We start from the raw sequence: 12,118 nt of genomic DNA, 5'->3' as shown, positions 1-12,118 counted from the left end.
GCTCGCATCATCATGCTCGAACGCATCATCGCGCTGTCGATCCGCTTCCGCTGGATCGTCATGGCGCTCGTGGTCCTGGCCTGCGCGGTGGGGGTCTGGAGTTTCCAGCGCCTGCCCATCGACGCCACGCCGGACATCACCAACGTCCAGGTCCAGATCAACACCGAGGCTCCCGGCTTCTCCCCGCTGGAGTCCGAACAGCGGATCACCTTCCCGGTGGAAACCGCCATCGCCGGCGTGCCGGGGCTGGCATACACCCGCTCGGTCTCGCGCTACGGCCTCAGCCAGGTGACGGTCGTCTTCGAGGACGGCACGGACATCTATTTCGCCCGCCAGCTGGTCAATGAGCGGCTTCAGGCGGCGCGGAGCCAGCTGCCCGAAGGGCTGACGCCCGAACTCGGCCCCATCGCCACCGGGTTGGGCGAGATCTTCATGTATACGATCGAGGCGGAGCGCGGGGCTCGCCGTCCAGATGGTGAACTCTATACGCCCGAGGACCTGCGCACCCTCCAGGACTGGGTGATCCGGCCGCAACTGCGCAACACGCCCGGCGTCACCGAGGTCAACACCATCGGCGGCTTCGAGCGGCAATATCATGTCACCCCGTGGCCGGATCGTCTGGTCGCCTACGGCGTGACCATGGCCGAGGTGGTCGAGGCGCTTAACCGCAACAACGCCAACGTCGGCGCAGGCTATATCGAACGCTACGGCGAACAGTACCTCGTGCGCGTTCCGGGCCAGGCCGAGAGCCTCGAAGACCTCGGCGCTGTCATCGTATCGAACCGTAACGGCGTACCCGTTCGGGTCGCTGACGTGGCCGATCTGGTCATGGGCGAGGAACTGCGCACCGGAGCCGCCACCGAAGACGGGCGCGAGGTCGTGCTCGGCACCGTGTTCATGCTGGTCGGCGAGAACAGCCGCACGGTCGCGCAGGCCGTCGCGGCCCGGCTCGACGAGGCAGCGAAAGCGCTGCCTGGCGGGGTCCGGGCTGTGCCCGTCTACGATCGGACCGATCTGGTCGATCGGGCGATCCACACGGTGGAGAAGAACCTGCTCGAAGGCGCGCTGCTGGTCATCGTCGTGCTGTTCCTCCTGCTGGGGAACATCCGCGCCGCGCTGATCACGGCGGCCGTCATTCCCATCACCATGCTGATGACGATCACCGGCATGGTGCGGACCGGGGTGTCCGGCAATCTGATGAGCCTGGGCGCGCTCGACTTCGGCCTGATCGTCGATGGCGCCGTCATCATCGTCGAGAACTGCCTGCGCCGTTATGGAGAGGCGCAACACCGATTGGGCCGTCTGCTCAACCGCGAAGAACGGTTCGCCCTCGCGGCCTCGGCCTCCGGCGAGGTCATCCGGCCGTCGCTGTTCGGTGTCCTGATCATCACCCTGGTCTATGTGCCGATCTTCGCCCTGACCGGGGTGGAGGGGAAGATGTTCCACCCGATGGCCATCACGGTGGTCATGGCCCTGACCTTCGCCCTGGTCCTGTCGCTGGCCTTCGTGCCCGCCGCCGTCGCCATGTTCGTCACCGGCAAGGTCGAGGAGAAGGACAGCTTCGTCATGCGCGGAGCCAGACGCTTCTACCAACCGGCGCTGGACATGGCCCTGCGTCTGCGCGTGGCCTTCGTCGCCGTGGCCGTCGCCCTTGTCGCGGTGGCCGCCCTCGGGGCCAGCCGCATGGGGTCGGAGTTCATCCCGAACCTCGACGAGGGCGACATCGCCATGCACGCCCTTCGCATTCCCGGCACCTCGCTCAGTCAGGCGGTGCAGATGCAGACCGCCCTGGAGCGGCGCATCGCGCAATTCCCCGAGGTCGAGCGCGTCGTCGCCAAGATCGGCACGGCCGAGGTGGCGACCGACCCGATGCCGCCTTCGGTCGCCGACACCTTCATCATGCTGAAGGACCGGAAGGACTGGCCCAATCCCCGCAAACCCAGAACCGAACTGCTGGCCGAACTCCAGGCCGCCGTCGCCCGGATACCGGGCAACAATTACGAGTTCACCCAGCCCATCCAGATGCGCTTCAACGAACTCCTCTCGGGGGTCCGGGCCGATGTCGCCATCAAGGTGTTCGGCGACGACCTCGATGCCTTGCTTGAGGTCGGCAACGCCATCGAAGGCGTGGTCGGCGGCATCGAGGGCGCGGAGGATGTCTCGGTCGAGCAGGTGACCGGTCTGCCGGTGCTCCAGATCAGACCCGACCGCGCCGCGCTCTCGCGGCTCGGGATCAGCATGGATGATGTCCAGCAGGTCGTCTCGACCTCGATCGGCGGCGTTGTCGCCGGTCAGGTGTTCGAAGGCGACCGGCGCTTCGACGTCGTCGTCCGCCTGCCCGAGACGCTGCGGGAAGACACCGAAGCCATTGGTCGGCTCCGCATCCCCGTGCCCGGCTCTGGCGGCACGGCCTTCGTGCCGCTGGAGGAGATCGCCACCGTCGTCGTCGAGAAGGGCCCGAACCAGATCAGCCGCGAGGACGGCAAGCGCCGCGTGGTGGTCACTGCCAATGTGCGAGGCCGCGACCTGGGTTCGTTCATCGCCGAGGTGCAGGAGAAGGTCGGGGCCGAGGTCGAGGTTCCCGCCGGATACTGGATCAGCTACGGCGGGACGTTCGAGCAACTCATCTCGGCGGCCAAACGCCTTCAACTGGTGGTGCCCGTGGTGCTGCTGCTGATCTTGGGCCTGCTCTTCGCCCTGTTCCGCTCGGTCAAGGACTCCGCCATCGTCTTCTCCGGAGTGCCGCTCGCCCTGACCGGCGGCGTCGCGGCTCTGGCGATGCGAGGTCTGCCGTTGTCGATCTCGGCTGCGGTCGGCTTCATCGCCCTGTCCGGCGTCGCCGTGCTGAACGGCGTCGTCATGGTCAGCTTCATCCGCACCCTGATCGCCGAGGGCAAGCCGCTCGGCGAGGCCATCCGCGAGGGCGCCCTGACCCGGTTGCGGCCCGTTCTGATGACCGCTCTGGTCGCCAGCCTGGGCTTCGTGCCGATGGCGTTGAACGTGGGGGCCGGGGCCGAGGTGCAGCGTCCGCTGGCCACGGTCGTGATCGGCGGGATCATTTCCTCGACGGTCCTGACCCTGCTGGTGCTGCCCGCCCTCTACAGCCTCGTCCATGGCCGCCCGCCTCGTCCGGATGGGGTGCGACCCGGCTGGCTTTCCCGCCTTCCCTTCACCCGGAGCAATGCATGACCGCCGCGACCCATCGATGGGTCGGCTGGTTGAGGACGCCCGCCGGCGGCGTCGACCCGACCAGGGTCGGGTCGCTGTTGGGCCTGACCGAAATGGGCCGCATCAAGACGCAGGTGGCGGCGGACGCCGAGGCGGAGGAGGCCGGCGTGCTCCCGGCGGCCGCTCCGGCTCCCGCGGTTTCGGCGGCCCCGCCGTCGACCGCCCCGGGGACGCCCTGCCACGGCTACGGCAAGGGCTCTTCCCAGCGCGAGGACGGCGAACCCGTCGCCGCCTTCACGGGCAGCCACGGCTGGTTCTGGCGCAACCGCACCGGCGAGCCGTTGACCATCGCGCTCCAGACGACGGGCGCCTGTTCCGAGGTCAGGCGCGTGGTCTGAGGCGGTCGCTATCCTTGCCGCCGCCGGCGGCCGCGCGGCCCCCGGCGAGCACCCGCCCAGCCCCGGAAAGGAGATAAGGTATTGATCTAAAGAAAAAATGGCGCGCCGCGACGGATGATGCTGAGAACTATTCTGCGAGGGTGGCTCTGGCTGGCTGATGTCTGGAATTCACCAGTTGTGGAACTTGGCGGCTGGCCAAAAAGCACGACATTCCGAGGAAGCGGCAAGCGGCTCAAAGTCCGATTCCGGGCGGTGCCGAAGTCATCGTCTGGCAAAAGTGGGAGTGGCGGCCATGACGGCGACACCAGCGATCAGGGAGCGACGCTTCATTTTGGAAGCCTAAGGCTGGCGAGCGGAGCCGCGAAGACATATCACGGGTTTTACAAACGGGGGGCTGTGGAATGAAACTGCGTGATCTTTTCTGGATCGGTCTGGCCATCTGGTGGGGCGGCGCCCTCGTCGGGAAGCTGACCGGCATCGGCATCATCCACGGCGTCTCGGTCAACATCTTCGGACTGCTGACCATCATCCTTGGCGTCTTCCTGCTCGGCCGCTGGATACTCCGCAAACTGTTGGAAGGCGGTCAGGCGGTCAGTAATGGCGATCCGACCGATCCCCGCACGGGTTTCAAGATTGGCGACGGCATGGGCATCTTCTCGACGTTCAGTGTCCCCGAGGAAGCCCGCGACGTCATCGAGCGAGCCATCCAGAACGACAACTTCAAGCCGAAGGGCAAGACCGAGGACGGCCGGGAACTGATCTATATACAGACGCCGACGCAGGACTGGCTCGCTGTCGTCGAGGTCACCGACGCCATCATGGTCACCGCCGCCTACAAGACGTCGGCTGAGAGGGTCGATCAGGACGTCGCAGACTACCTGTCGGCGTAGAAACAGTGGTTATCGAAAGGGGGATCCTCCCCCTCCGCCTGAAGGAAGCGCTCCCAGTTCTCCAGCGCTCCCTGCAGCACTAGAGGGCTTGGCGGCACGAACCGCGCTCGCTCGATCGGATCGCCATGGCGACCGATCCAGTTCTGATCAGTGCGAAAGGCACCTGGTTCCTTGTCGCGACCGCGCACGCCTTGCATGAGCCGCTGATGGGCTGCGCGGATGAGCGCAAGGGACAGCGGTCGATCAACCAGCGCATCTTCGGCGCCTTGCACCGCTGCTCGGTAGTTAGAGATTTCCTCAATGTCGCCCCGACGCACGTCGGCGCTCTCTATACCCGCGTCGAACTCCAGCACTTCGTCGAGCGTGGCTTGCGTGCCTTCGATACGCGAAGATACGACCGCCGATCCGACGCCATTGACCCGGTACAACGTCAGGCGCTGGCGGCCACGAAGACCGAGGCGGAACAGCACGCCGTTATAAGCTTCGAGGTTTTGGGTGCAGACCCATTGCTGGCCTCGCCGTCCCCTGCTTTTCGCGGATTTGATACTGATCGCCATCGGATATTTAGCTGGACGGCGGATGCAGCCTTCGGCGATCAATGCTCCATGACCGAGACCCGCACCTTTACCAGCTACGCGACGCCATACGATTCCTTCGTAGGACAACGCGATATCAGCGGCCTGCACAAGGAAGATGCCGATCGGCTAATCCGCGAGATATTCTGCAAAGACACGGATTTCCGTGAGCTTGTGATGGAATGGAACGTCCGAAAGAAGCAAGCCGAAGGTCTGTGGTTTTTGGTCGTGGGCTTAGGGCTTCGGCTCGAAGAGTTCGGCCGCATCCGCGACTTCCAGGAGCGCGATGATGACGACATCGAAAAGATCATTTCGGCTCTGGATGGAACGGCCGTTGGCCGCCGGGTGGAGGAAGCGTTTCCACCATTCGACGCTCTGTCGTCTCGGACGACTTACGATTGGAGCGAGCTTGAAGACCTTCCCAATGCGCTGGACCACTATTTGAGTCAGCCAATCCGCGAACTGATCGAAGACGGCGATCTGGCCCCGGCCGAGAGTGATTCAGTCATTCGCGACCGCATGTCGTTCGAAGAACTTCACGATCCTCGAAACAAGGGCAAATGGAGCCTCGTGGTTGATCGAGGTATGGCCTACCGCGTTGCCCCTCGCGTGAAGACGGGGTTGTTAGGATGGGCGTCCCTGATCTGCCCGGTGATATTCATAGCCAGCGTTCCGGTGATGATCTGGGTGAGCATATGGGTCGGTCTGGCGATGATCGTCGCAGGGATTGTCATTCTGAAATGGAGCGCGGCTGATCTGCGAAAACGCATCTTCGAGAAAGCACTCACAGATCGGGACGAATACCGGTGGCTCATGAGTCGTCGCGTCATCTGGGTGAGGCCGCGAGATTGATCGACATCGACTGGCCTGAACTTTGGTCCAAGGCATGGCCGATCATCGTGGCGTTCTTCACCGGGACGTTCATCGGCAATGTGAAGACGCTCTTCGAGATCGCCGACATCATTGACCGGCGCAAAACAAAGATCGTGGTGGAACGGTCATTGTCAGGCCACGGGGATGTTGAGGGGAACTACGTCCACATCGCTAATCTGTCAGGCAAAACCGTCATGATCTCATGGTGGGAAATATACCACCGGCGAGCATGGTGGGATTTCAAGAAAGCCAATCAGAGCGTTGTGGAATCCGATGGGGAGCCAACCAGAACGCTTGAAGCCAACGAAATTATGGATTTGGCTTTTAACGACGAATTCTGGTTCAACCCGTGGCCGAAGCACCTCCCAAACCATAGCCTCTTCATCCGCTACAACGTGATGGGCGAGAGGCGACCGAGAGAGTTCAAGCTAACGAAATGAAAAGGCCCGCCGAAGCGGGCCTCTCTAAACATTTGAGAGCGGTTACCAATCGAACTCAGAGTTCAGTGAATGTCGGGTCGAAAGATCAAAACTCCCCGACGCCCTTAATCTACCTGATCAGCTTTTCGGCCGCGATTTATATTGGCGCCCGGACGCGATTGGATGGATGATCGGGGTGGGCGTTCCAACGCTGTATCGCCGCCCTAACCAATGGGCGGATGGAGTCCGCCTTGGCCATCCAATGGTAGGTGTTGGTCAGGTGCGCGAGCCGGGTGACCGCCTCCCGGTCGTTGCCCCTGATCTCGGTCTGTGATCCGAGGATCCCCACGGCGACGGTGTAGACATAGGCCGCCGCCGCATCCCATTCGTTTCCGCCGGTGTCGAACGCCGCGTCCACGCCTTGCTGGAGCGTCAGGTCGTCCAGACCCTCCAGCGGCTCTTTCAGCGGTATCTTGTAGAACGTCTGGAGGATCGACAGAGCCTTCGCCCGGAGCCAGCGTTTTTTCATCCACCCGATCATTGTGCGGCGGCTGTAGCGGCGGCGCGGGCGCGCGCCTCGGTGATCATCTTCTCGATTTTGGGGTCAGCCGGTTCAGCTTGACGGTCGAACTCAGCTTCCACCCGATCCTCCGGCCAAGCCTCCAACGAATAGTCGCTGACCCTGTAGAGGATGATTGTCCGCGCACCGCACCCGGCGACGTTCGGAACCGATTGCTCTAGACGGTAGGTCTCGCCGTCCGACTTGCGGGTCAGGAAAATTATCGGCTTGGGTTGGGTCGTCGGGGTGTTTCGCCAGACGTTGGCGAGGATTGCGCCGACCACCGCCCCAATGATGATCCCAATGATCAGATAAGCCATGTCGCTCCTCCGTGAGCGAGCGACGGTAGCTCAACACCAGAACAGCTTGAAGAGGGCAGCGTCTCCCTGACGTTCGAAGCCGTAGGTCTCGGTCGGTCAAGGGCGGCCTGTCCGTCGCTCGCGCGATGGGCGCTTTCCGCGCCCACCTCTGACTGCCCTCCCACACCCAATGCTGCACCAGTAAAGAGTTACAACACACGCCGGCCTTCGGTGATGTTGATCAACTGTGGCAGGGCATAAATCGCCGAGACCCTACCCCCTCCCTCTCGGACGCGGGCAATGAGGCCGGCGTCGTTGAGCTGCCGCAACATGTTGTTGGCCGTCACACGGTTGTTGAAGCCCGCAGCTTGCGCAAAGGCAGGCGCCGGGATGACTGGCCGCATAAAGAAGGCATCGACAGCCGCCATCGCGTACTGCGAATGGGTCACCTCGACGAAGTCGCGGCGCATGGCTTCATAGAGATCGCGAACTGCACGCACCTTCTCCAGATTGCTCTCGGCCTGGGCGACAAGCGCGTTGACGAAGAACCGGAGCCAACCCTCCCAGTCGCCTGTCTCAGTGATGGCGAGGAGCCGGTCGTAATACTCGGCCCGGTTCGCCTCCAGATATTCTGACATGTAGAACATCGGCCGGGACAGGGCCCCACGCCGGTAGAGCAGCAGCGGGATAAGCATCCGTCCAATCCGCCCGTTGCCGTCTTTGAATGGGTGTAGAATTTCGAATTGGGCGTGGGCGATTGCTGTCTGGAGGACTGGATCCTCCCCCTCCGCCTGAAGGAAACGCTCCCAGTTCTCCAGCGCTCCCTGCAGCATTAAGGGACTGGGCGGCACAAAACGGGCCCGCTCGATCGGATCGCCATGGCGACCGATCCAGTTCTGATCAGTGCGGAAGGCGCCTGGTTCCTTGTCGCGACCACGCACACCTTGCATGAGCCGCTGATGGGCCGCGCGGATCAGCCCAAGCGAAAGCGGTCGATCAACCAGCGCATCTTCGGCGCCTTGCACCGCTGCGCGGTAGTTAGAGATTTCCTCAATGTCGCCCCGACGCACATCGGCGCTCTCCATGCCCGCGTCGAACTCCAGCACTTCGTCGAGCGTGGCTTGCGTGCCTTCGATACGCGAAGACAGCACTGCCTCGTTGACTGTGATGGGGGAAAGAAGGACCGCCGGGTTTGGCAAGGTCTGCAACATGCCGTCATAGCGTGCCAAGGCAGCGTTGCCCCGACCAGCTAGGGGCAACAGGCCGCGCCAATCTAGGTCGGCCAGCGGGAGATCGTCCGGAATGCAGGGCGGCATTCGCCGCACTTATCATCGCTGTGGCTTTATGAAAAGCAGAACGGGGTGCGGGCTTTCATAAAGCCATTAACGATAAACAAGCTTTCGACAAATCTCGGAACGATTCCCGAAACCGGATTTGACGTTCCATTAAGTCGGACATCGAAATCCCAGCTTTCATAACCGCCGACATGAACGCCAGCGATTCCGACTTGGAAATCAGACCTTCAATCGGACGCCCGGTCCTCCTGTAGTATCGGCCGGGATGAAGGTGGCCCCGTCAGCTTCGAGAGCGGATTGAAGTCGCTCAAGCGTGCTTGTCTGCATCCCACCTCGGCTGGCCTCGAAACGGTGGATGGTAGATTCCGCCACATTAGAACGTTCAGCCAGCACACGGACGCTGATACCAAGGCCAGCGCGAGCCATTCGGATTTGAGCAGGACTGATCATTTTTAGCGAAAAACTCCGACTAGTTGCAGAATTCTGTTGACTCGGTCGGCGAATTCCGCTGAACACTAACCGAAATACTCCGAAACTCTACCGTTCAGCGTCGCCTGAGCGACCGGGCGGCTGCGCGGGAGGTCACGCATGCCTGACCATCAAGGCAGACAGACCAGTGCGATTAGGCCCCCCGAGGGCGTGCCGTCGGGCGCTGCAAAGGCCGCCCCTTGTCCCACATGGTTGATTCGGGCCGTTACCTACTTCGCCTCGGCGGGAGCCGTGCCGTGAGCACCCGGCGACGCGTTCCGGATCATCGCCTTGCACGGGCTTTCGTCCGTAACGCCCGCGCTTTTCACGCCATGGCTTGGACAGACAATGACCGCACCGGCACCCGATCAACATATCACTTAGCCATCGCTATAGAGCTCGGCTTGAAAGCCTACCTGCTCCATCGCGGGTTCTCCGATGACTGGAACCGCGTTCACCTCCGCCATGATCTAAGCAGGGCGCTCCGGTGTGTCCGGATGATCGGCTTCCGGGGAGTGCCAGACGGTCTCGCCGACCTCGCCGCCATTCTAGGCCCGCTGTACGCCTCGGGCGCCCTGCGTTCGGGATCGGTGAAGCCAGAGCTCCCGTTGTCCCCCGACGCGGCCGATCAGGTCATCTGCGAGCTTCTGGACGCCGTTGAGACCGCAATGGAGACGAGGCATGAGGCCGACCAGTGATCATCCGGCCATTGCGAGCCTGGCGATGGTTACGACGTCCCACCGAAGCGCGAGACCGCCGGGTTCTCGCTCGGGCGATCCGCAGACTGCCGCAAGAATGTCGGAACACCTTCCTTCTTCATCGCTTCGCCCGGATGCCCTTGGAAGAGATCGCCGAGCACCTAGGCATCGACCAGAGGGCGGTCGAAACGTGCTTAGCGGAGGCACTCGTTCACCTGAGCCGCGCAGTCGATGAAGCGGGCAGCGTCCGGCCCTCTAAACGCAAATGAGGGTCTAGGGCAGGATAGGCTTTGCGCCGGCATTGTCTGACAAGCGCTGCCGTATCGACCCTCAAAGCCCGTTGTGGAGCGGAGCCGTCCGACCGCCTCAACCCCGCTTCGCGCCCTGCGGGCTGCGACGGGCGCCGCAGGCGTTGACCCGCTCGTCCGGCCCCGCTGGTGGCTCGGCAAGGATCGATGGATCGATCCGCCTTGCGAGAAGGCGGGGCCGGAAATTTGCGAGGGAGAGCTTACGAGTATGCGCCTGCTTCTAGAGTGGCCAGCTTGGCGGCCATGTACGTCCAGCCGTCATCGGAGCCGCAGAGGCGGCGGCGCCGGACTCCGCCAGCCCGGCGAGTCGAGGTACGCTCACCCATACGCATCACCGACACCTGGCCCGAGGACCTGCCGATCACCCCGGCGGAGGTGCGGGCGGTGGAGGCTTGGCTTGGTGAGGTGCTGGACGAGGTCTTCGGTCCGCGCCTCTGAGAGGATGAGGACATGACGGACACGGCTCGCCACACAGGGATCCAGACCCGCGCCGCCCTCTACCTCAGGGTTTCGACCGGCCGGCAGGCGACCAACGACCTGTCGATCCCGGACCAGCGCCGCCAGCTTGAAGCCTACTGCGAGGCCAAGGGCTGGGAAGCGGCGGCCGAGTATGTGGAGCCGGGCAACACCGCCACTGACGACCGGCGTCCTTCATTCCAGTCGATGATCGAGGCGGCCCTGATCAAGCCGCCCGGCTTCGACGTCGTCGTGGTGCACAGCTTCTCGCGGTTCTTCCGCGACCAGTTCCAGTTCGAATTCTATGTCCGGAAGCTGGCCAAGAATGGGGTGCGTCTGGTCTCCATCACCCAGGAGCTGGGCGACGATCCCATGAGCATGATGATGCGGCAGATCATGTCGCTCTTCGACGAGTACCAGTCCCGGGAGAACGCCAAGCACACTCTGCGGGCCATGAAAGAGAACGCCCGGCAAGGCTTCTGGAACGGCGCCCGCCCGCCGATTGGGTACCGCATCGTCGCCGCCGAGCAGCGCGGGTCCAAGACCAAGAAGAAGCTGGAGATCGATCCGCTCCAGGCCGAGATCGTGCGCACCATCTACCGTTGGGCGCTGACCGGTGACGGGGAGCGCGGACCGATGGGGCTCAAGACCATCGCCACGCGCCTGAACGATCAGAACATCCGGACCCGCGACGGCGGACGCTGGGGAATCAGCGCCGTGCATCAGATCCTGACCCGGTCGACCTACATGGGCGAGCACCGGTTCAATGCCCGCGACCACGAGACCAAGAAGCCGAAGCCGGAGTCCGAGCACGCCATCATGGCCGTGCCGCCAATCGTATCGAAAACGGACTACGACGCCGTCAGGGCTCACCTGACATCCCGGAATCCGAAGTGGACGCCGCCGCGCGTCTCCAGCGGACCGAACCTGCTCACCGGCATCTGCTTCTGCGGCGCCTGCGGCGGCGCGATGACCCTGAGGACGGGGAAGGGGAGCGCAGGCGGCCAGTATCGCTACTACGCCTGTTCCACCAAGGCCCGGATCGGAGCGACCGGATGCACCGGCATGTCGGTCCCGATGGACAAGCTGGACGACGCCGTCATCGACCACCTTGAAACCCGCTTGCTCGATCCGGAGCGCCTGATGCTGTTGATGGAGCAGCTTCTGGATCGCCGGGAGGAGTGGGCCGATCAGCGGCGCGGGCACGTCGCCGAGATGCGCAAGCGCGCCACCGGGGCCGAGGCCAAGCTCAATCGCCTCTATGAAGCCATCGAGAACGGGATGCTGGCGCCTGACGATCCTTCCCTAAAAGATCGGGTCGCCGAACTTTCCAGCATTCGTGACCAGGCCAGAGCCGACGCCGAGCGGGTCAGTGCATCGGTGGACCGCCTGGCGCCGACGATTACCGCCGAGTCTCTCAGTCGATTCGCGACGGCCGCGCGCCGCAAGCTCCGCGACCGCACCAGCGGCTACCGGCGAGACCACCTTCGCGCCCTGACGCAGCGCGTGGAGGTCATCAGCAAGACAGAGGCGCGCATCATCGGCTCGCGCACGGAGCTGCTGCGGGCCTTGGCGTCCAGTGGTGGTGGGGATTATGCCGCCAGTGGCGGAGTTCTCGGTTTTAAACCGAAGTGGCGCGCCCGGAACGATTCGAACGTCCGACCCTCAGATTCGTAGTCTGATGCTCTATCCAGCTGAGCTACGGGCGCGCT

Annotated in this window: 13 protein-coding genes and 1 tRNA gene; 8 read left to right on the top strand and 6 right to left on the bottom strand. The window is 63.4% G+C overall.

Annotated features, from left to right (window positions below):
• The first annotated feature begins 12 nt into the window (after positions 1-12).
• The 3 genes from VN378_RS03535 (at position 13) to VN378_RS03525 (ending at position 4,456) form a co-directional block, all read left to right on the top strand.
• Entirely contained in the window at positions 13-3,189 is a 3,177-nt protein-coding gene (locus VN378_RS03535; protein WP_325741026.1) for a CusA/CzcA family heavy metal efflux RND transporter, read from the top strand.
• A complete protein-coding gene (locus VN378_RS03530) occupies positions 3,186-3,566 on the top strand; it encodes a hypothetical protein (protein WP_325741025.1) in 381 nt (126 codons plus the stop codon). Before VN378_RS03535 ends, VN378_RS03530 begins: the two co-directional genes overlap by 4 nt.
• 401 nt (positions 3,567-3,967) lie before the next feature.
• Positions 3,968-4,456, top strand: coding sequence for a hypothetical protein (locus VN378_RS03525; protein WP_325741023.1), 489 nt, complete (start codon positions 3,968-3,970; stop codon positions 4,454-4,456).
• Here VN378_RS03525 and VN378_RS16875 read toward each other — a convergent pair.
• Positions 4,441-5,013 (bottom strand): Fic family protein, encoded by a 573-nt coding sequence (locus tag VN378_RS16875; RefSeq protein ID WP_414642211.1) that lies wholly within the window; start codon positions 5,011-5,013, stop codon positions 4,441-4,443. The two genes, VN378_RS03525 and VN378_RS16875, sit on opposite strands and share 16 nt — an antisense overlap.
• A 48-nt stretch (positions 5,014-5,061) precedes the next feature.
• Between VN378_RS16875 and VN378_RS16870 the strand changes: the two genes are divergently transcribed.
• Positions 5,062-5,883, top strand: coding sequence for a hypothetical protein (locus VN378_RS16870; RefSeq protein WP_414642210.1), 822 nt, complete (start codon positions 5,062-5,064; stop codon positions 5,881-5,883).
• Positions 5,880-6,344 (top strand): hypothetical protein, encoded by a 465-nt coding sequence (locus VN378_RS03515; protein ID WP_325741019.1) that lies wholly within the window; start codon positions 5,880-5,882, stop codon positions 6,342-6,344. Before VN378_RS16870 ends, VN378_RS03515 begins: the two co-directional genes overlap by 4 nt.
• Positions 6,345-6,480: 136 nt before the next feature.
• Here the strand turns inward: VN378_RS03515 and VN378_RS03510 are convergent, their stop codons facing one another.
• The 4 genes from VN378_RS03510 to VN378_RS03495 all read right to left on the bottom strand — a co-directional run bounded on the left by VN378_RS03510 (position 6,481) and on the right by VN378_RS03495 (position 8,902).
• The gene (locus VN378_RS03510) at positions 6,481-6,852 is read right to left on the bottom strand and encodes a hypothetical protein (protein ID WP_325741017.1); all 372 of its coding nucleotides are present in this window, start codon (positions 6,850-6,852) and stop codon (positions 6,481-6,483) included.
• 8 nt (positions 6,853-6,860) lie between these two features.
• Positions 6,861-7,202, bottom strand: a complete 342-nt coding sequence (locus VN378_RS03505; protein WP_325741015.1) for a hypothetical protein — start codon at positions 7,200-7,202, stop codon at positions 6,861-6,863.
• A 188-nt stretch (positions 7,203-7,390) separates the two neighbouring features.
• A complete protein-coding gene (locus VN378_RS03500) occupies positions 7,391-8,497 on the bottom strand; it encodes a Fic family protein (protein ID WP_325741013.1) in 1,107 nt (368 codons plus the stop codon).
• A gap of 198 nt (positions 8,498-8,695) precedes the next feature.
• On the bottom strand, positions 8,696-8,902 hold the full coding sequence (locus tag VN378_RS03495) for a helix-turn-helix transcriptional regulator (protein WP_325741049.1): 207 nt from the start codon (positions 8,900-8,902) through the stop codon (positions 8,696-8,698).
• Positions 8,903-9,348: 446 nt separating this feature from the next.
• Between VN378_RS03495 and VN378_RS03490 the strand changes: the two genes are divergently transcribed.
• The 3 genes from VN378_RS03490 (at position 9,349) to VN378_RS03485 (ending at position 12,083) form a co-directional block, all read left to right on the top strand.
• Positions 9,349-9,642, top strand: coding sequence for a hypothetical protein (locus VN378_RS03490; protein WP_325741011.1), 294 nt, complete (start codon positions 9,349-9,351; stop codon positions 9,640-9,642).
• The gene (locus VN378_RS16865) at positions 9,639-9,911 is read left to right on the top strand and encodes a sigma factor-like helix-turn-helix DNA-binding protein (RefSeq protein ID WP_414642209.1); all 273 of its coding nucleotides are present in this window, start codon (positions 9,639-9,641) and stop codon (positions 9,909-9,911) included. Before VN378_RS03490 ends, VN378_RS16865 begins: the two co-directional genes overlap by 4 nt.
• Before the next feature lie 489 nt (positions 9,912-10,400).
• A complete protein-coding gene (locus tag VN378_RS03485) occupies positions 10,401-12,083 on the top strand; it encodes a recombinase family protein (RefSeq protein ID WP_325741047.1) in 1,683 nt (560 codons plus the stop codon).
• On the opposite strand, the gene VN378_RS03480 is transcribed toward VN378_RS03485, so the two are convergent.
• A tRNA-Arg gene (locus VN378_RS03480) sits at positions 12,039-12,115 on the bottom strand. The genes VN378_RS03485 and VN378_RS03480 overlap by 45 nt on opposite strands.
• Between the last annotated feature and the right edge of the window lie 3 nt (positions 12,116-12,118).

This window comes from Brevundimonas sp. (assembly GCF_035561115.1).
In the GTDB taxonomy this organism is placed as follows: Bacteria; Pseudomonadota; Alphaproteobacteria; order Caulobacterales; family Caulobacteraceae; genus Brevundimonas.
This window is presented reverse-complemented; position numbering and strand designations above follow the sequence as displayed.

Bases quoted from the DNA above. Each gene is read 5' to 3' on its own strand.
- VN378_RS03530 (WP_325741025.1), top strand. From the start codon at position 3,186: ATGACCGCCGCGACCCATCGATGGGTCGGCTGGTTGAGGACGCCCGCC.
- VN378_RS03535 (WP_325741026.1), top strand. From the start codon at position 13: ATGCTCGAACGCATCATCGCGCTGTCGATCCGCTTCCGCTGGATCGTC.
- VN378_RS16870 (WP_414642210.1), top strand. From the start codon at position 5,062: ATGACCGAGACCCGCACCTTTACCAGCTACGCGACGCCATACGATTCC.
- VN378_RS03485 (WP_325741047.1), top strand. From the start codon at position 10,401: ATGACGGACACGGCTCGCCACACAGGGATCCAGACCCGCGCCGCCCTC.
- VN378_RS03505 (WP_325741015.1), bottom strand. From the start codon at position 7,202: ATGGCTTATCTGATCATTGGGATCATCATTGGGGCGGTGGTCGGCGCA.
- VN378_RS03510 (WP_325741017.1), bottom strand. From the start codon at position 6,852: ATGAAAAAACGCTGGCTCCGGGCGAAGGCTCTGTCGATCCTCCAGACG.
- VN378_RS03525 (WP_325741023.1), top strand. From the start codon at position 3,968: ATGAAACTGCGTGATCTTTTCTGGATCGGTCTGGCCATCTGGTGGGGC.
- VN378_RS03500 (WP_325741013.1), bottom strand. From the start codon at position 8,497: ATGCCGCCCTGCATTCCGGACGATCTCCCGCTGGCCGACCTAGATTGG.
- VN378_RS03495 (WP_325741049.1), bottom strand. From the start codon at position 8,902: ATGGCTCGCGCTGGCCTTGGTATCAGCGTCCGTGTGCTGGCTGAACGT.
- VN378_RS16875 (WP_414642211.1), bottom strand. From the start codon at position 5,013: ATGGCGATCAGTATCAAATCCGCGAAAAGCAGGGGACGGCGAGGCCAG.